Annotated in this window: 13 protein-coding genes; 9 read left to right on the forward strand and 4 right to left on the reverse strand. The window is 69.7% G+C overall.

The features are described from left to right. The first annotated feature begins 7 nt into the window (after positions 1-7). Positions 8-2,536: an ATP-binding protein gene (locus QMO56_RS17565; RefSeq protein WP_283527799.1), complete on the forward strand. Its 2,529-nt coding sequence runs from the start codon at positions 8-10 to the stop codon at positions 2,534-2,536. A 25-nt stretch (positions 2,537-2,561) separates the two neighbouring features. On the opposite strand, the gene QMO56_RS17570 is transcribed toward QMO56_RS17565, so the two are convergent. Then, positions 2,562-3,515 carry a crotonase/enoyl-CoA hydratase family protein gene (locus QMO56_RS17570; RefSeq protein ID WP_283527801.1) on the reverse strand — a complete coding sequence of 318 codons (954 nt, stop codon included), beginning with the start codon at positions 3,513-3,515 and terminating at the stop codon, positions 2,562-2,564. Between the two features lie 221 nt (positions 3,516-3,736). Here QMO56_RS17570 and QMO56_RS17575 point away from each other — a divergent pair, with 221 nt between their 5' ends. Then, complete coding sequence (locus QMO56_RS17575) at positions 3,737-4,318, forward strand: sigma-70 family RNA polymerase sigma factor (RefSeq protein ID WP_283527803.1); 582 nt, start codon at positions 3,737-3,739, stop codon at positions 4,316-4,318. Positions 4,319-4,362: 44 nt separating this feature from the next. Here QMO56_RS17575 and QMO56_RS17580 read toward each other — a convergent pair whose 3' ends face one another. After that, positions 4,363-4,959 carry a PRC-barrel domain-containing protein gene (locus tag QMO56_RS17580; RefSeq protein WP_349362369.1) on the reverse strand — a complete coding sequence of 199 codons (597 nt, stop codon included), beginning with the start codon at positions 4,957-4,959 and terminating at the stop codon, positions 4,363-4,365. Here QMO56_RS17580 and QMO56_RS17585 point away from each other — a divergent pair. From QMO56_RS17585 to QMO56_RS17600, 4 genes are all read left to right on the forward strand, one after another. Next, a complete protein-coding gene (locus QMO56_RS17585; protein WP_283527805.1) occupies positions 4,919-5,122 on the forward strand; it encodes a hypothetical protein in 204 nt (67 codons plus the stop codon). The two genes, QMO56_RS17580 and QMO56_RS17585, sit on opposite strands and share 41 nt — an antisense overlap. Before the next feature lie 147 nt (positions 5,123-5,269). Beyond that, positions 5,270-5,557: a general stress protein gene (locus tag QMO56_RS17590; protein WP_283527807.1), complete on the forward strand. Its 288-nt coding sequence runs from the start codon at positions 5,270-5,272 to the stop codon at positions 5,555-5,557. Positions 5,558-5,877: 320 nt separating this feature from the next. Next, positions 5,878-6,180, forward strand: a complete 303-nt coding sequence (locus QMO56_RS17595) for a hypothetical protein (protein ID WP_283527809.1) — start codon at positions 5,878-5,880, stop codon at positions 6,178-6,180. Between the two features lie 106 nt (positions 6,181-6,286). Continuing rightward, entirely contained in the window at positions 6,287-6,922 is a 636-nt protein-coding gene (locus QMO56_RS17600; protein WP_283527811.1) for a PA2169 family four-helix-bundle protein, read from the forward strand. Between the two features lie 60 nt (positions 6,923-6,982). On the opposite strand, the gene egtD is transcribed toward QMO56_RS17600, so the two are convergent. Next, positions 6,983-7,945, reverse strand: coding sequence for an L-histidine N(alpha)-methyltransferase (egtD, locus tag QMO56_RS17605; RefSeq protein ID WP_283527813.1), 963 nt, complete (start codon positions 7,943-7,945; stop codon positions 6,983-6,985). 5 nt (positions 7,946-7,950) lie between these two features. After that, positions 7,951-9,189: an ergothioneine biosynthesis protein EgtB gene (gene egtB / locus QMO56_RS17610; protein ID WP_283527815.1), complete on the reverse strand. Its 1,239-nt coding sequence runs from the start codon at positions 9,187-9,189 to the stop codon at positions 7,951-7,953. 182 nt (positions 9,190-9,371) lie between these two features. Here egtB and QMO56_RS17615 point away from each other — a divergent pair, with 182 nt between their 5' ends. The 3 genes from QMO56_RS17615 to glgB are packed head-to-tail and all read left to right on the forward strand — an operon-like array spanning position 9,372 to position 18,087. Continuing rightward, positions 9,372-12,635 (forward strand): maltotransferase domain-containing protein, encoded by a 3,264-nt coding sequence (locus QMO56_RS17615; RefSeq protein WP_283527817.1) that lies wholly within the window; start codon positions 9,372-9,374, stop codon positions 12,633-12,635. A 3-nt stretch (positions 12,636-12,638) separates the two neighbouring features. Beyond that, on the forward strand, positions 12,639-15,929 hold the full coding sequence (gene treS, locus QMO56_RS17620) for a maltose alpha-D-glucosyltransferase (RefSeq protein ID WP_283527818.1): 3,291 nt from the start codon (positions 12,639-12,641) through the stop codon (positions 15,927-15,929). Beyond that, the gene (glgB, locus tag QMO56_RS17625) at positions 15,922-18,087 is read left to right on the forward strand and encodes a 1,4-alpha-glucan branching protein GlgB (protein ID WP_283527820.1); all 2,166 of its coding nucleotides are present in this window, start codon (positions 15,922-15,924) and stop codon (positions 18,085-18,087) included. Before treS ends, glgB begins: the two co-directional genes overlap by 8 nt. Positions 18,088-18,089 lie beyond the last annotated feature (2 nt).

Consider the following 18,089-nt stretch of genomic DNA (forward strand, 5'->3'; position numbering starts at 1 on the left):
CGAGGCGATGAGCGCTCCCCTGGGGGACGCGCCGCCGCCCGGCTGGCTCGCCTGGCTGGCCGGCCGGCTGCGCAACCGGCCGGACAGTGAGCATGAGATGAGCTTCAACCGGCTCGTCTTCGCCGGGGTGATCGTGCTCGCGCTGCTGGCCGGCAATTCGCCGAGCGCCGGCGACGCGCTGTTCTGGATGGCGGTCTTCATCACGCTCGCCTTCACGGTTCTGGCCCACATCATACTGGTGCCCGCCACCTGCCTGCCGCGCCGGCTGGCGGCGCTGCTGCTGGATTGCAGCTTCCTTTCGTGGCAGCTGCACCTGGGCGGCGAGCCGGCGGCGGCGTTCTTTCCGATCTACCTGTGGGTGGTGTTCGGCAACGGCTTCCGCTTCGGCCTGCGCTGGCTGCGGCTGGCGATGCTGTTGGCGCTGGCCGGTTTCGGCCTCGTCATTGCCACCACCCCCTTCTGGGCCGGGCAGTTCCATCTGGCGATCGGCCTCTGGTTCGGCCTACTGCTGCTGCCGCTCTATGCCGGCACGCTGATCAACAAGCTTTCGCAGGCGCGGCAGCAGGCGGAGGCCGCCAGCGAGGCGAAGTCGCTGTTCCTGGCCAGCGTCAGCCACGAGCTGCGCACGCCGCTGAACGCCATCATCGGCATGGGCGGCCTGCTGCGCGAAACCCGGCTCGACCCCGACCAGGGCGAGATGCTGCGGACCATCGACAGCGCGGCGCGCGCCCTGCTGTCGCTGATCGAGGACATCCTGAGCCTCTCGCGCATCGAGGCGGGACGGATGCCGATCGCCAGCACCGCCTTCGAAGTGGGCGAACTGCTGACCGAACTGCGCGCGCTGCTGGCCGCGGAGTGCCGTGCCAAGGGGCTGCGCTTTTCTCTGCACGTGACGCCGCGAACGCCACTGCGGCTGGTCGGCGACCGGCGCCATCTCCTTGAGGTTCTGCTGAACCTCACCGGCAATGCCGTGAAGTTCACCGTCGAGGGGGGTATCACGGTGGCGCTGGATGCGGCGCCCGCGGAGGGACGGGAAGGCCGATTGCAACTTCTGGTTGAGGTCTCGGACACCGGCATCGGCATCGCGCCAGAGGCGCAGCAGCGCATTTTCGAGGCCTTCACCCAGGCCGACTCCACCATCATCAACCGCTTCGGCGGCACTGGCCTGGGCCTGACCATCTGCCGCCGTCTGGTGCGGCTGATGGGGGGCGAGATCGAGGTGGTGTCGGCGCCTGGCACGGGCAGCACCTTCCGCTTCAGCGTCCCTGTCGCGTCGGCGGAGGCAGCGGGCGCCTCGGAACCGCTCCTGCCACCGGGCCTGACGGTGGTGCTGCTACGCCTGGAGCCGGCAGCGGCCGAGACGCTCGGCGCGCGGCTGGCGCAGCTCGGTGCGACGGTGCGGCAGGCGGAGAATGCAGCCCGTGCCACCGACCTCCTGGCGGAGGGCGAGCGGCCGGATGGACCGCCCTCGCTGCTGATCGCCTCCGCCAGCGGCGCCACACCTTCCGGCCTCGACGCCACCCGCTGTCTGCGGCTGGATGCCGCCGCCACGGGCGGCCTGCCGCCCGAGATCCGGCGGCGCGACTGTGCGATGCGGATCACGCCGGAGGCGGGCGCCGGAACCCTGGGCAAGGCCCTGCGGCTCGCCCTCGCCCTGGCCCCCCGCCACAGGGGCGCCGAGAGGCCAGAAGCAGGAAAGGCCGCAGCCGCAGCGGTTCGCCCCTCGCGCCGCCTGCGCGTGCTGGTCGCCGATGACAGCCCGGTGAACCGCCGGGTCTTCGCCCGCATCCTGGAGCATGGCGGCCATACCGCGGTGCTTGCCGAGGACGGCGAGGCGGCGCTGGACATCCTGGAAGCCGAGGCAGACCGCCTCGACCTCGTCCTGATGGACGTGAACATGCCCCGGACGGACGGGCTGGAAGCCACGAAGCTGTTCCGTGTCATGGCGCTGGGCCAGCCGCACCTGCCGATCCTGGCGCTGACGGCCGACGCCACCGGCGAGACGGCGGCGCGCTGCCTGGCGGCGGGGATGGACGGGCACATCACCAAGCCCGTGCAGCCCGAGGCGCTGCTGGAGGTGGTGGAGCAGCGGGCACGCCCGGCGCTGCCGGGCACCGAGATCGTGCGGGCGGTGCCGCAGGAACGCTCGGTGGTCACGGAGATGGTCGCCCATCCGCGCTACCGCCCCGCCGCCCCCCTGGTGGACCCGCAGATGGTGGATAACCTGCGGCAGCTGGGCGGCGATGCCTTCGTGCAGAGTCTGGCGGAGGACTTCCTCGCCGACGCGGAGGAACTGGTGGAGGCCATCACCGCGGCGGCGCGTGCGGGCGACACCCACCGGTTCCGCGCCGAGGTGCATGCCCTGCACAGCAGTGCCGCGAACCTGGGCGCGGTAGGGCTGATGCGCCTCTGCGGAGAGTGGCGCGCGCTGGACCGGGAGGCAATGCGGCGGGAGGGCACCGCCTTGGGTGAGCGAGGACGTGAGGCCCTGGCGCGCACCCGCGATGCCCTTCTCGGCACTCCGCTGCCTGGCTGAACGGCTCAGCCGGCACGCGCCGCCCTTACTCCGCCGCCTGCGCGAAGCCCGGTGAGGCAAGGCTGGCCAGCCGCCGCTCCTGCGCCGCCACCAGCCGGCCCATCTTCTTCAGGTCGGCCTCGGCGAGGTTCATCGCCGCGTCCGCCCACAGCTCCACCACGTCGCGCAGTTCCTCCAGCGTGACCGGGTTCACCCGACGGCGGGCCCGGAGCGTGGCGAGATGGGCGTTGTGCTTCCGGCTGTGGCGGGCGATGTAGTCGCAGGCGGCCGCCTCGCCCTCACCATCCTCGGCCAGCACGTCCACCACGCCGATCGCGTGCAGCTCCTCGGCGGTGTAGATGCGGCCGGAGAGGATCAGTTCCTCGGCCCGGCGGCGGTCCAGCCGGCGGGAGAGGAAGCTGTAGGCGCCCATGCCGGGGAACATGTTGAAGAGGATCTCCGGCAGGCCGATCTTGGCGCTGCGCTCGGCGATGATCAGGTCGAAGGACAGAGCGTGCTCGAAGCCGCCGCCCAGCGCGTCACCCTGGATCAGCGCCATCGTCACGATCGGCAGGCCGAAGGCGATGGTGTTGCGGTGGATCGCCTCCACCGCGATATGGCCGTAGCGCACCAGGGAGGCATGGTCGCGGGCGCGGATACGCTCGGCGAAATGCGCCAGGTCGCCACCAAGATTATAGATGCCCGGCACCGCCGAGGCCATCACGAACCAGTCCACCGGGCGCTGGCCGCTCTCCGCCTGGCCGGCGAACAGCTCGGCCATGGCGTGCTGCATGCGGTGCACGTCCTGCATCAGCTCCAGCGTATAGCTGGGCCGGCCCTGCGGGCGCATCACGCACCAGGCGGTGCGGCTGCTCTCCTCGATACGCAGCTCAAGATTCCGTGTGAACGGCGCCGGCGAAAGCGGCGCGGTCTCATGCGGGCCGGCATCACCGGTCAGGGAGGCGCGAGGAGCGGACTGGGAGGGATTGGAAAGGAACATCTGGATTCTCCGCATGCGGTCCGCCGGCCCGCCGACGATCGGAGAGCTCTCTCGGCGGATTTCGCATCGCGATCCTAAATGTCCTGATGCAGTCGCCTATCGCTATCGTATGTGGATGGAATGAATCTGCAGGCAGCGCCGGCTCCACGCCCCCCGCCATTCAGCGGACTGTTGGATGCAGGGGCGAAACTCATCCCCCGGCGGTCACGTTCCAGGAGCACATGTCCCGCACCCTTCAGGTCAAGATGCCGTCGATCGAGAATGATCTGCTCGCCTGCCTCCCGGACCTACGCGCCTATGCCCGCTCCCTCACCCGCAACAAGCATGATGCGGATGACCTGGTGCAGGACGCGATCGTGCGGATGCTGAACTCCGCCGACCGCTACCAGCCTGGTACCAATTTCAAGGCATGGGCCTTCACCATCCTGCGGAACAGGTTCCTGAACGAGTTCGTGGCCAAGCGCCGGCTGACACGCGAAATGGATGACGGGGAGATGGAACGCGTTCCGGTCTCCGCACGCCAGGAGGAAGGGCTGGAACTGTCCGACTTCCAGCGCATCTTCCACCGCCTGCCCGAGGACCACCGTTCGATCCTGGCGCTGATCGCCGGTTCCGGCCTGCCCTACGAGGACGTGGCGCGGGTCCTGAACTGTGCCGTCGGAACCGTGAAAAGCCGGGTCCATCGGGCGCGCACCGCATTGTTCGCCCTGCTGGAGGAAGAGCAGTCCAGCCAGCCGGTCAGCCCGCACCGCTTCCACCGCAGCAGCAGCAGCGCCGACACGCGCCAGCGTCTGGCCAGCTAGGCACCGCCCCACCCCAGGGCGGTGCCCGCTACCGCTACAGGGAGCTAAAGGCCGTCGCGCGACCCGTAAGGGGATGGGCCGTAGTACCCCCTTACCCTCTCTCCCCAGCTCGCATCGGACCAGTCCACCGTCTCGTCATGGTGGAAGGAGGGCGCCCCTTTCAGCTGCTCCTCGGTTACATCCACCACATAGCCGCCGAGGCCGATATCGTAGCGCAGCTTGTTCCAGGGCAGCGGGTAGTGCGAGCTGCCAATGCCCAGGAAGCCGCCGAAGGACAGCACGGCGTACTCGACCGTGCCGCTCACCTTGTCGATCATCAAGGTCTGGATCGCGCCGAGGCGATTGCCGGACGTGTCGTAGACAGCCGTACCCTCGACACGGTCGGAGCTGATCAATTGCGAAGTCTCGCGGCGGGGAATCTCGTCTCCGCTGCCTGGCATGGATTCCGACATGGGCGCTTCCCGTCTTTCGCTGCGTCTCTCGGAACGATAACCGCGCAACACCGTCGGAGTTCCGCGCGTCGCCTGCAACCCTCGCGCCCCCCCGGCTTTCCCTGGTGAGCTTGAGCGGTTCATGCCTTGCCAGAAGGAAGCTCCGAGGATGTCCGACACGCATAACCGTCCCCCGCGGGAACGCGCCATCGAGCCGCCGCCGGGGCCGCATGCCGCCCCGATGCCTGAAAAGCCGCTGGACGCCACCCCGGCCCGGCAGGGGCGCACGACCGGCCGCGTGCGCTGGATCCTGCTCGCCTCGATCGCGTTGGTGATCCTGGCCTTCGCCCTCGCCTGGGTGCTCTCGGTCTGATGCCGTGCTCGCGCCACACGCCGGGTGCCGGGAACTTGGCCTGGACCGGCCGGTTGTAGCTAAGCCTGGCCCTCGCGGCGCTGGGCGGCTGACAACCAGGCCCGGGCGGGAAAAGCCCGCCGGGCGGGCACAGAAGGAACCCGTGACATGTCCTCAACCCGAACAGGCAGTGGCAAGCAGGGCTTCGCTTCCATGGATCAGGCCAAGCAGCGTGACATCGCCTCCAAGGGCGGGCAGAGCGTCCCGGCGGCGAAGCGCAGCTTCGCACAGGACCCCGCCCTCGCCGCCGAGGCGGGTCGCAAGGGCGGCCAGGCCGTGCAAGCGAGCGACCGGTCCTTTTCACGCGACCGGAACCTGGCGGCGGCTGCCGGCCGTAAAGGCGGCCAAGCGACCCACAGCAAGAACGCGCGAGGCCAGGACGAGTCCACGTCCTGACCCATCCCGATCCGGGTCGGCGCGAAACCGGCGCCGGCCCGTACTGCCTTTCCGCAACTGGAGACCACCGTGCCTACCAAATCCAGCCTGAAGCCCTTCCCTCGCGCCTCTGCCGAGGCCGCCTCTCACGCCCTGCGGGCGGCGCTGGCGGAGCGGCTCGCCGGGCGCCTGAGCCTGCAAGGCGAGACTGGCAGAAGCGCGGCGGGGCTTGCGATGGAGGCACTGGCGAGGCTGCCGGACGTGGCTCCGCGGAAGCTGCAAGGCACCGCCTGACCCCCGCCCCAGTCATTTCCCCTCAGACTTGCCCGGGAGGCTTTGCCATGACCGTGGACAACAGTGACATCACCCCGCCCCGTCCGCCACAGGGCGCGGCCCCGGGACAGGCGCCCGCCGAAGACGCGAGCGCACGCCGGAAGCAGCTGACCCCGGAGGCGCCGCCCCGGCAGCAGGCGCCCGCCGCCCCTGGCGTGCTGCCGCCCGAGCCCCGTCCGGAGCCGCCGGAGAACCCGCCTGCGGGCGACCCCCATCCGAAGCCGATGCCGCCGGACGCGGAGAAGGAGTTTCCGCAGCGGCATTACGCCAATTCCGAGCCGGAAGAGCCGCCGCCTTCGAACCGCACCTGAGGCCGGGTGGCCGGCCCGGCCTGGAACGAAACGCGGCCGCGGGCGTTTTTCCGGCATGAGCCTCCGCGGCAACAGGCGGAGCGCGGGAATGCCAGGGAGAGCTTGCATGGACAGCGCCAGCATGGCGGAGCAACAGGTGGCAGTGGCCGATGGCCTGGACCCGGCGGCATTGCGGAGCATCAGCGCCTATCTGCATGACAGCCATCGCGGCTATGACCAGGGCCGCAGGCTGACGGCCGACCGTTTTCTCCGCATCGAGTTCACCGAACTGGCCGAGAAGCGCGAGAAGATGGCGCAGGACGTGGACGCCCTGCTGCGCCAGAAGAACGCGGAACCGCAGAAGGGCGGCAGTACCCTGGGGGCGATGCACCGGGTCTATCTGGACGTGAAGGGCAGCCTGTTCGGACAGGGCCGCCGCCGCGTGCTGCGCGAGGTGGTGCGTGGCGAGACCGCGCTCGAGGACGCCTATGACGAGGTGCTGGCCGCGCCCGACCTTCCCGCCGAGGCGCGGCAGCTGCTGCAGCGGCAGCACCGGCAGGTGCGCGCCACGCGCGACCGCTATGCCGCCATGCTGGACGACGAGGATCAGGACATGCCGCCGGAAGCCCGCGGTCCAGGCCTGATCGCCCGCTTCAACCGGATGACGCACCCGGTGACCAGCAACCCCATCCTCTCCGCCGTGGTGGTCACCGCCGTCTCGGTGCTCACCGCGAAGCTGCTGCGCGGCCGCGGGTTGCGCTGAGGCCACCGTCTCGCGAGGTCAGCCGGAGGGAAGCGCCTCCGGCTGCACGAGGCGGCCGGCTCAGGCGGCCAGCAGATGCAGCGAGAACAATCCCTCCGGGTCCAACCACAGCGCCTCGCCGCGCCAGCCCGCCTGCGCCGCCAGCGCGAGGAAGGCATCGGGGGAGCGCTTGTAGCTGTTCTCCGTGTGGATGGTCTCACCCGCCTCGAAGTGGATCGGCACGCCGGCGACCGCGACGGAGTGCGGCTGGCGGCTCTGCAGATGCATCTCGATGCGGCTGTCGGTCGCGTTCCACACCGCGCGATGGGTGAAGCGGGCGGCATCGAACGCCGCCCCCGCCTCACGGTTCAGCCGGTGCAGCAGGTTGAGGTTGAAGGCGGCGGTGACGCCGGCGGCGTCGTCATAGGCCGGCACCAGCACCTCAGGGGACTTCGGCAGGTCGACGCCGACCAGGAAGCGCGCCTCCTCGCCCAGTGCCGCGCGCACCTTGCGCAGGAAGCGCACCGCGGCCTCCGGGTCCAGGTTGCCGATGGTGGAGCCCGGGAAGAAGCCCAGCAGCGGGCGCGGCAGCTCCGGCAGGGCGATGCCGTCCATGAAGTCGCCGACCAGGGGGTGCAGGGCCAGCCCCGGGAAGCGCTGGCGCAGCGCCTCCGCCGTGGCGGTGACGGCGCCCTCGGCGATGTCGAAAGGCACATAGGCGGCCGGACGGTCCAGGGCGGCCAGCAGGAGGGCAGCCTTGGCCGGCGCGCCCGCCCCGTACTCCACCACCGCCGCGCCGGGGCCGATGCGCTCCCGCAGTTCCGGGCCGAGCTGGCGCAGCAGGGCCAGCTCGGTGCGCGTGACATAATATTCCGGCAGCCGGGTGATGGCCTCGAAGAGGCGGCAGCCGGCCTCGTCGTAGAGCAGGTGCGCGGGCAGCGTCTTGCGCGGCGCGCGCAGCCCCTTCAGCGCCACCTCGGCGATGGCGGGGTCGAAGTGGCGCGGCGCCGCCGCCCTGCTGGAGGGCGTAGTCGTGGAGTTCATGCGGCTCAGCCCTCGTCGGCAAGGCGCAGGCCGGTGAACTGCCAGCGCCGGTCGGGGTGGAAGAAGTTGCGGTAGGTCAGGCGCGCATGACCGGGTGGCGTGGCAAGCGAGCCGCCGCGCAGCACCATGGTGTTGATCATGAACTTGCCATTGTACTCGCCGACCGCGCCCTCGGGCGGGCGGAAGCCGGGATAGGGGCGGTAGGCGCTGCCGGTCCATTCCCAGACGAAGCGCCCGGCATCGGCGAGCTGCCCGCGGCGGGCGGCGGTCTCCCACTCCTCCTCGGTCGGCAGGCGCTTGCCGGCCCAGCGGGCGAAGGCATCCGCCTCGTACCAGCTCACATGCCGCACCGGAGCGGCGGGATCGAGCGGGCGCAGGCCGCCGGGCGTCATCTGCTGCCAGGCGCCATCGTGGTGCTCGCCGGCCCGCTCCCAGTACATCGGCGCTTCCCAGGCGTTCTGCTGCACCGCCGCCCAGCCCTCGGACATCCAGAGCAGGGGCTGACGATAGCCGCCATCGGCGATGAAGGCGCACCATTCCGAATTGGTCACAAGCTGGCTGCCGATGCGGAACGGCGCCACCAGCGCGTCGTGGCAGGGCCGCTCGTTGTCGAAGGCGAAGCCGGAATGCAGCGCGCCGATGCGCACGATGCCGCCTTCCAGCGGGCGCATCGCCGCTTCCTCCCGCGAGAGCGCCGGCGGCTCCGCCCAGGTGGGCGCCAGCGCGGGGCGCAGCGGGTTGAAGGAGAAGGCATGCAGCAGATCGGTGATCAGCAGCTCCTGGTGCTGCTGCTCATGCTGCAGACCCAGCTCCACCAGTTCCTCCACCGCCGCCGCCACCGGCTGCTCCAGCAGGCGCTCCATCGCGGCATCGACATGGGCGCGGTAGGCGCCCACTTCCTCCGCCGAGGGGCGGGTCAGCAGCCCGCGATATGGCCGCGCATGCCGCGGCCCGGCCTGCTCGTAATAGGAGTTGAAGAGATAGGCGAAGGCCGGGTCGAAGCGGCGATAGTCCGGCGAATGCGGCACCAGAAGGAACTGCTCGAAGAACCAGGTGGTATGTGCCCGATGCCATTTCGCGGGGCTGGCGTCCGGCATGGACTGCACGCACTGGTCTTCGGGAGACAGGCTGGCGGCGATTTCCTCGGTCCGGTCCCGGACCTGCCGCCACCGCCGGGCGAGGGTAATGGGCGGGGCTTCCTCCAGCGTCAGCATGGCGGTGACACCGGGGTTTGGCCGGGGCAAGATCGCATCGGACGCTCCTCTTGGACCGTTTGCCTCTGCGGCCGAACGCGGGAGGGGAGGTCCGGTTGCGGCCCTTGGCGCAGCTTACGGTAGTCGCGCAACTTTGGCTGTTGCCGCGACGTTGGCGGCACCAGAACCTGCTCCCCCTTGTCCGCAGTTCGGCGAAGAAGGATGAGATTCCGTTGCCTGGTGCCGCCCCCCCTACCGCCATCTATTACCTGAACCCTCTGGCGGCCGGGCCGCTCGACACCTGGCCCGCCGAATTCGAGCGCATCGCTGCGCTCGGCTTCGATGGCGTGGCCATGGCCCCGCCTTTCGCGCCGGGCATCGAGGGCGACCCGTTCCTCACCCGTGACCACACGCGGCTGCACCCGGCGCTCGGGGGCGGCGAGGCGCTGCCGGCACTGCAACAGCTGGCCAAGGCCGCCGGTGCGCAGAGGCTGATGCTGCTGCTGGACCTCGTCACCGACCGGCTGGCGCAGGATGCACCCGTGCTGCGCGGGGCGCGGGACTGGATCTCCTGGCGCGCCCCCGAGGACGCGCCCCCCGACCCGCGCTTTCCGCCGGAGCTGCTGCATGCGGCACGGCTGATGCGCCCGACCCCGGAGAGCCTCGCCACCTTCTGGCGCGAGCGGCTGACGGAATGGGCGCAGGCCGGCATCGGCGGCTTCCGCTGCCTGGAACCCTGTGAGGGCGGCCGCGCCTTCTGGGAGCCGCTGATCGCCGGGGTGCGCCAGGCGGTGCCGGGCACACGCTTCATCGCCTGGACGCCGGGCACCCCGCAGCGGGCCGTGGCGGAACTGGCGGGCAGCGGTTTCGATCTTGTCACCTCCTCGCTGCCGTGGTGGGACTTCCGCGCCGGCTGGTGGTCCGCCGAAGCCGAGCGGCTGGCGATGGTCGCGCCGGTTCTGATGGCGCCGGAAGCTCCCTTCGAGACGCGCCTCTTCGCCGCCCATGCCGATCGTGCGGCGGGCGAAAAGGCGGCGCGCCGGGCGCTGCGTTTCGCCGCGCTCGCCGGCACGGCCTGGCTGATGCCGATGGGCTTCGAATACGGCACGCTGCACCGGATGGGCCATGGCCCCGACGAGGCGGAGATGTTCGCCGCATTGCGCCGCGCGCCCCGCCTGGATCTCACGACCGCCATCCGTGAGGCCAACGCCCTGCGCGCCACCCTGCCCGCGGAGGCGGCGTCGCTGCCGCCGAAGGTGCTTTCCGCTCCTGGCGCGCCGGTCGCGCTGCTCCGGCAGGCGCCGGTCGCGCCCGGCAAGGAGGCGCGCACCCTGGTGCTCGCCAATCCGTCGCTGCAGCAGCCCGCCCGCCTCTCGGCGGCGCAGCTGCTCGGTCTGCTGGCGCGCCCGGGCAGCGTGCCGCCGGAGAGCCTGGATTCCGAGGGGCGCCTGCTCCTTTCCCCCGCAGAGGTACGCTGCATGCCGATCCATGACGTTGCGCCGGTGCGCCTGCCGCTGCGGGGAGGCCAGCGCGCCGCCCTCGCCGCAACCGAGGCGCCCCGCATCGCCATCGAGGAGATCCGCCCGAGCGTGGATGGCGGCCGCTTCCCGGTGAAGCGGATCGTCGGCCATGCGGTGCGCGTCACCGCGGACGTGTTCACCGAGGGGCATGGCAAGATCGCCGTCCGGCTGCTGTGGCGCCCGGCCGATCAGCCGGCCTGGCGCGAGGTGCCGATGGCCTTCGTGGTGAACGATGTCTGGGCGGCGGCCTTCGTGCCGGAGCGGATCGGCCGGCATCTCTACTGCATCGAAGCCTGGGTCGATCATTTCGAGGCCTTCCGCGACGAGATCACCAAGAAGCACTCTGCCGGCGTGAACATCACGCTGGAGCGACAGGAAGGCATGGCGATGCTGGAGAAGGCGCAGGCCGCGCTCTCCGGCGAGGCGGCGGAGCAGCTGTCGGCGATCATCGAGCGGCTGCGGGGTGCCGAGGATGCCGATGCGGTGGCGCTGTTCACCGCGTCCGAGACCCGCGCCCTGATGACCGAGGCGGACAGCCGCCCCTTCAAGGTGCGCAGCGAGCCGTTCAAGCTGGACGTGGAGCGCCGCAGCGCCGGCTTCGCCTCCTGGTACGAGGTCTTCCCCCGCTCCCAGAGCGGCGACCCGAACAGGCACGGCAATTTCGACGACGTCATCCGCATCCTGCCGCGCGTGCGCGACATGGGGTTCGACGTGCTCTACTTCCCGCCGATCCACCCGATCGGCCAGAAGAACCGCAAGGGCCGCAACAACACGCTGACGCCGGGGCCGGATGACGTCGGCAGCCCCTATGCCATCGGCTCGGAGGCCGGTGGGCACGACGCCCTGCACCCTGAGCTCGGCAGCTTCGAGGACTTCCGGCGCCTGGTGCGCGCGGCGGCGGAGCACGGCATCGAGCTGGCGCTCGACTTCGCCATCCAGTGCTCGCCGGACCATCCCTGGCTCAGGGAGCATCCGGACTGGTTCGACTGGCGCCCGGACGGCACCATCAAATACGCCGAGAACCCGCCGAAGAAGTACGAGGATATCGTCAACGTCGACTTCTACACCGAGGGCGCCAAGCCCGCGCTGTGGATCGCGCTGCGCGACATCGTGCTGTTCTGGGTGAAGGAGGGCGTGAAGCTGTTCCGGGTGGACAACCCGCACACCAAGCCCCTGCCCTTCTGGGAATGGATGATCGGCGAGGTGCGGGCGCGCGACCCGGAGGTGGTGTTCCTCTCCGAGGCCTTCACCCGCCCGAAGGTGATGTACCGGCTGGCGAAGATCGGCTTTTCGCAGAGCTATACCTACTTCACCTGGCGCAACACCGCCTGGGAGATGCGCGAGTACCTGGAGGAGCTGAACCGGCCGCCGCAGGCCGACTTCTTCCGCCCGCATTTCTTCGTCAACACGCCGGACATCAACCCGGTCTTCCTGCAGAACAGCGGCCGCGGCGGCCACCTGATCCGCGCCGGACTGGCGGCCACGCTCTCCGGCCTCTGGGGCGTCTACAACGGCTTCGAGCTGTGCGAGGCGCGCCCCCTGACGCCAGGCAAGGAAGAGTACATCGACAGCGAGAAATACGAGATCAAGGCGTGGGACTATGACCGGCCCGGCAACATCGGCGCCGAGATCACCACGCTGAACCGCATCCGCAGGCAGAACCCTGCGCTGCAGACGCATCTCGGCACCACCTTCCTGGCCTCCAACCATGACGGCATCCTGACCTATGTGAAGTCCACGCCGGACGGGGAGAACGTCATTCTGGTCGCGGTCTCGATGGATCCGCACCAGCCGCTGGAGACGCATTTCGAGCTGCCCCAGCACGCGATGGGCCTGCCGCCCGGCGCCACGCTGATTGCCGAGAACCTGATGCAGGGCGGCGAGGAGCACTGGTACGGCACGCACCGCCATGTCCGTCTCGACCCGCACAGCCTGCCCTTCGCCATCTGGCGCCTCCGCGCCGCCGACAAGGCTTGATCCATGCCGCGTAAGACCAAGCCGGAAATGCCGGCTGATCCGCTCTGGTATAAGGATGCGGTGATCTATCAGCTCCACATCAAGTCGTTCTTCGACTCGAACGACGATGGCGTGGGCGATCTGCCCGGTCTGATCTCCAAGCTGGACTACATCGCCTCGCTGGGGGTGGACGCCGTCTGGCTGCTGCCCTTCTATCCCTCGCCCCGACGCGACGACGGCTACGACATCGCCGAATACAAGGCGGTGCATCCGGAATACGGCACGCTGCACGACATCCGCCGCTTCATCAACGAGGCGCATGCGCGTGGCATCCGCGTCATCACCGAGCTGGTCATCAACCACACCTCGGACCAGCACCCCTGGTTCCAGCGCGCCCGCAAGGCGAAGCCGGGTTCCGCGCATCGCGACTATTACGTCTGGTCGGACACCGACAAGAAGTATGACGGCACGCGCATCATCTTCCTCGATACCGAGAAGTCGAACTGGACCTGGGACAGCGAGGCCGGCGGCTATTTCTGGCACCGCTTCTACAGCCATCAGCCGGACCTGAACTTCGACAATCCGCAGGTGATGCGGGAGGTGACCTCCGTGATGCGCTTCTGGCTGGATGCCGGCGTGGACGGGCTGCGGCTGGACGCCATCCCCTACCTGATCGAGCGCGACGGCACCAACAACGAGAACCTGCCCGAGACGCACCAGGTGCTGAAGAAGCTGCGCTCCGAGCTGGACCGCATGGCCCCCGGCAAGATGCTGCTGGCCGAGGCCAACCAGTGGCCGGAGGACACGCAGCAGTATTTCGGCGAGGGTGACGAATGCCACATGGCGTTCCACTTCCCGCTGATGCCGCGCATGTACATGGCGATGGCGCAGGAGGACCGCTTCCCGATCACCGACATCCTCAGGCAGACCCCGGCCATTCCGGAGAACTGCCAATGGGCCATCTTCCTGCGCAACCATGACGAACTGACGCTGGAGATGGTCACCGACAAGGAGCGGGACTACCTTTGGGAGACCTATGCCTCCGAGAAGCGGGCGCGCATCAACCTCGGCATTCGCCGCCGCCTGGCGCCGCTGCTGGAGCATGACCGCCGCCGCATCGAGCTGATGAACTCGCTGCTGCTCTCCATGCCCGGCACGCCCGTGCTGTACTACGGCGACGAGATCGGCATGGGCGACAACATCCATCTCGGCGACCGCGATGGCGTGCGCACGCCGATGCAGTGGTCGCCCGATCGCAATGGCGGCTTCTCGCGCGCCAACCCGGCGCAACTCGTGCTCCCCGCCATCATGGACCCGGTCTATGGGTACGAGGCGGTGAATGTGGAGGCGCAGTCGGCCGACCCGCATTCGCTGCTGAACTGGACGCGCCGCATGCTGGCTGTGCGGCGGCGCCACAAGGCCTTCGGGCGCGGCACCTTCGGCTATCTCTATCCAGGCAACCGCAAGATCCTCGCCTATCTGCGCGAGCATGAGGGCGAGACGATCCTCTGCGTCTGCAATCTCTCGCGCACCGCGCAGGCGGTGGAGCTGGAGCTGTCCAACTTCGCCGGCCGCGTGCCGGTGGAGCTGCTGGGCGGTTCCACCTTCCCGCCGATCGGACAGCTCACCTACCTGCTGACGCTGCCGCCCTACGGATTTTACTGGTTTCTCCTTGCAACGGAGGCAGCCATGCCGAACTGGCACGCGCCGGCACCTGAGCCGATGTCGGAGCTTTCCACGCTCGTCCTGCGCGGCGGGCTGTCGGAAGTCCTGGCCCCCGCCCCGCGCAAGGTGATTGAGCAGGATAGCCTGCCCCAATACCTCTCGAAGCGCCGCTGGTTCGCCGGCAAGGACGGCCCGCCGGCGAACCCGCGTCTCGCCTTCGCCGAGGCGCTCTCGGGCACTTCGGTCGAGGTGCTGCTGGCCGAGGTCGAGGTCACGGAGGCGGGCGGGCCGGCGCGCTACCAGCTGCCGCTCGGCATCATCTGGGAGGAACAGATCAGTGCTCCGCTGCCGCAGCAGCTGGCGCTGGCACGCATCCGCCGCGGCCGCCGCGTCGGCCTGCTGACCGACGCCTTCGCGCTGGACGCGCTGCCCTGGGGCGTGCTGCGTGGTCTCAAGGACGGCCGGGTCATCCCCCTTTCCGAGGGCGAGATCCGCTTCCTGCCGACCTCGCATTTCAACGCCGACAGCATCCCCGCCGATGCCGACATCCGCCGGCTCTCGGCGGAGCAGTCGAACTCCTCGCTGATCATCGGGGACCAGGCGGTGCTGAAGCTGGTGCGCCGCATCGTCGAGGGCATCAGCCCGGAGACGGAGATGACGCGCCACCTGACGGAGTGCGGCTTCGCGCAGACCGCGCCGCTGCTCGGCGAGGTGGTGCGCGTCACGCCGGACGGCACGCCGCGCACGCTGGTCGTCGTGCAGGGCTTCGTCCGCAACCAGGGCGACGGCTGGGAATGGACCACCCAGTTCCTCAAGCGCGCCATCACCGAGATGGCGGTGACGGAGGCGCCGGCCGACGAGCAGGAGAATGCCTTCTCCAGCTACACGCCCTTCGCCACCGCGCTCGGCCGGCGGCTGGCGGAAATGCACGCCCTGTTGGCGGAGGACAGCGACAACCCGGCCTTCCGCCCTGAGCCCGCCAGCGAGCAGGATGGCCAGGCCTGGGCAAAGGGCGCGCATGACCAGCTGCTCGCCGCGCTCGGCGCGATCGAGGGCGTGCAGAACTGGCGCGACCCGGAGGATGCGGCGCGCGCCCAGCGCCTCGCCGCGCAGCGTGGCGCCCTCCTGGCCGCCATCGAGGACCGGGCGAAGTCCGTCACCGGCGTGCTGAAGACGCGCATCCACGGCGATTTCCATCTTGGCCAGGTGCTGGTGGCGCAGGGTGACGCCTACATCATCGACTTCGAGGGAGAGCCGGCCAAGCCGCTGGCGGCGCGCCGCGCCAAGACCTCGCCGCTGCGCGACGTGGCCGGGCTGCTGCGCTCCTACGACTATGCCGTGGCGAGCATCGACCCGGAGCACATCAATCCCGGCGAGACCACGCTGCGGCACGACGTGCTGCTGGAGAGCTTCCGCCAGCGGGCCACGGCCGCCTTCATGGCGGCCTACGAGGCAGTGCACGCCGCCGCGCCGCGCCGCTGGGCACCAGCCGAGGCGGAGGCGGCGCTGCTCGATCTCTTCCTGCTGGAGAAGGCGGCCTACGAGATCTGCTACGAGGCAGCGAACCGCCCGACCTGGCTGCACATCCCGCTCCGTGGCCTGGACGCCATCGCCACCCGCCTGCTGGGGAAGGAGACGCCGCATGGCTGAGACCACGCTGCATCCCGATGCCATCCGTGACCTGGTGGAAGGCCGCCATGGCGACCCCTTCGCCGCGCTTGGGCCACATTCTACGCCTTCGGGGCAGGTGGTGCGTACGCTACTGCCGGGCGCCCGCTCGGTGGAGGTGGTGACGCGCGGCGGGGCGCGGGCGCTGGAGAAGATCCATCCCGCCGGCCTGTTCGAAGGGCCGCTGGCCGAGCAGCCCTATCTGCTGCGCATCGACTGGGACGGCGTGATCCAGGAGACGGAGGATCCCTACGCCTTCCCGCCCCTGCTCGGCGAGATGGACATCTACCTGCTGGCGGAAGGCACGCACCAGGATATCGGCCGCTGCCTCGGGGCGCATCCGATGACCCTCGAGGGCGTGCGCGGCGTGCGCTTCGCGCTCTGGGCGCCGAATGCGCGCCGCGTCTCGGTGGTAGGCGACTTCAACGGCTGGGATGGCCGCCGTCACCCGATGCGGCATCGCATCGAGGCGGGGATCTGGGAGATCTTCGTGCCGCGCGTGATGCCCGGCGCCGTCTATAAGTTCGAGCTGCTCGACCCCAACGGCAGCATGCTGCCGCTGAAGGCGGACCCGGTGGCCTGGCAGGCCGAGCCGGCCCCTGCCACCGGTTCGGTCGTCGCCGACACCGCCGGCATCCGCAGGCCGAAGCCGCTCGTCGCACCGGGCGACCCGGCGACGCGTCCCATGTCCGTCTATGAAGTGCACGCCGCCTCCTGGATGCGCGGCGAGGGCAATGCGCCGCTCTCCTGGGAGGATCTGGGCGACAGGCTGATCCCCTACGTGAAGGGGATGGGCTTCACCCATGTCGAGTTCCTGCCGATCATGGTACACCCCTTCGGCGGTTCCTGGGGCTACCAGCCGCTCGGCCAGTTCGCGCCGCAGGCCGCTTTCGGCCCGCCCGAACATTTCGCCCGGCTGGTGGAGCGCTTCCACGAGGCGGGGATCGGCGTCATCCTCGACTGGGTGCCGGCGCATTTCCCGAGTGATGCCCATGGCCTTGCCCGCTTCGACGGCACCGCACTCTACGAGCATGCCGACCCGCGCGAGGGCTTCCACCACGACTGGAACACCTACATCTACAATCTCGGCCGGCGGGAGGTGCGGAACTTCCTGCTCGGCAGCGCCCTCCACTGGCTTGAGCACTACGGGGTGGACGCGCTGCGCGTGGATGCCGTGGCCTCCATGCTCTACCGCGACTACAGCCGGCCGCACGACCAGTGGGTGCCGAACATCCATGGCGGACGAGAGAACCTGGAATCGATCAGCTTCCTGCAGGAGCTCTCACGCGTCATCGCGCAGCGCTGCCCGGGCAAGCTGCTGATCGCCGAGGAATCCACCGCCTTCCCCGGCGTCACCCGCAAGGCCGACGAGGGCGGTCTGGGCTTCGACTTCAAGTGGAACATGGGGTGGATGCACGACTCGCTCCACTACATGGAGGAAGACCCGGTCTACCGGCAGTACCACCATGGCAGCATGACTTTCGGCCTGGTCTATGCCTTCTCCGAGCGCTTCATGCTGCCGCTCAGCCATGACGAGGTGGTGCATGGCAAGGGCTCGCTGATCGGCAAGATGCCTGGTGACGACTGGCAGAAGTTCGCCAACCTGCGCGCCTACCTGTCCTTCATGTGGACGCATCCCGGCAAGAAGCTGCTGTTCATGGGCGGTGAGATCGCCCAGTGGCGGGAGTGGAGCCACGACCGCTCGCTCGACTGGCACCTGCTGGACGAGCCGCGTCATGCCGGGCTGCAGCGCCTGGTGCGGGACCTGAACCAGCTCTATGCCTCGACCCCTGCCCTGCACGCGCTGGACACCGACCCCGCCGGCTTCCGCTGGGTGGTGCTGGACGATGCGCAGAACAGCATATTCGCCTTCCTGCGCCAGGGGCCCGAGGGGACGCCGCCCGCTCTGGTGGTGGTCAACATGACGCCGGTGACGCGCTCGGGATACCGGCTCGGCGTGCCCTTCGCGGGCGGCTGGCGCGAGGTGTTCAACTCCGACGCAGCGATCTATGGCGGCGCCAACAACGGCAATGGCGGCATGGTGCATGCGGCGGCCGAGCCCTCGCACGGGCTGGACGCCTCCATGGCGCTAGAGCTGCCAGGCCTCTCCACCCTGGTGCTGGTGCCCACGGAGAGCTGATC

Origin of the sequence: Roseomonas sp. E05, from assembly GCF_030063475.1 — a bacterium.
Taxonomy (GTDB): Bacteria; Pseudomonadota; Alphaproteobacteria; order Acetobacterales; family Acetobacteraceae; genus Pseudoroseomonas.

What these genes read in the sequence shown, in the direction of transcription:
- QMO56_RS17585 (WP_283527805.1), top strand. Translation starts at nt 4,919, where the DNA reads ATGTCCGACACGCATAACCGTCCCCCGCGGGAACGCGCCATCGAGCCG.
- QMO56_RS17575 (WP_283527803.1), top strand. Translation starts at nt 3,737, where the DNA reads ATGTCCCGCACCCTTCAGGTCAAGATGCCGTCGATCGAGAATGATCTG.
- QMO56_RS17590 (WP_283527807.1), top strand. Translation starts at nt 5,270, where the DNA reads ATGTCCTCAACCCGAACAGGCAGTGGCAAGCAGGGCTTCGCTTCCATG.
- QMO56_RS17570 (WP_283527801.1), bottom strand. Translation starts at nt 3,515, where the DNA reads ATGTTCCTTTCCAATCCCTCCCAGTCCGCTCCTCGCGCCTCCCTGACC.
- glgB (WP_283527820.1), top strand. Translation starts at nt 15,922, where the DNA reads ATGGCTGAGACCACGCTGCATCCCGATGCCATCCGTGACCTGGTGGAA.
- QMO56_RS17565 (WP_283527799.1), top strand. Translation starts at nt 8, where the DNA reads ATGAGCGCTCCCCTGGGGGACGCGCCGCCGCCCGGCTGGCTCGCCTGG.
- QMO56_RS17600 (WP_283527811.1), top strand. Translation starts at nt 6,287, where the DNA reads ATGGACAGCGCCAGCATGGCGGAGCAACAGGTGGCAGTGGCCGATGGC.
- QMO56_RS17595 (WP_283527809.1), top strand. Translation starts at nt 5,878, where the DNA reads ATGACCGTGGACAACAGTGACATCACCCCGCCCCGTCCGCCACAGGGC.
- QMO56_RS17580 (WP_349362369.1), bottom strand. Translation starts at nt 4,959, where the DNA reads ATGGCGCGTTCCCGCGGGGGACGGTTATGCGTGTCGGACATCCTCGGA.
- egtD (WP_283527813.1), bottom strand. Translation starts at nt 7,945, where the DNA reads ATGAACTCCACGACTACGCCCTCCAGCAGGGCGGCGGCGCCGCGCCAC.
- treS (WP_283527818.1), top strand. Translation starts at nt 12,639, where the DNA reads ATGCCGCGTAAGACCAAGCCGGAAATGCCGGCTGATCCGCTCTGGTAT.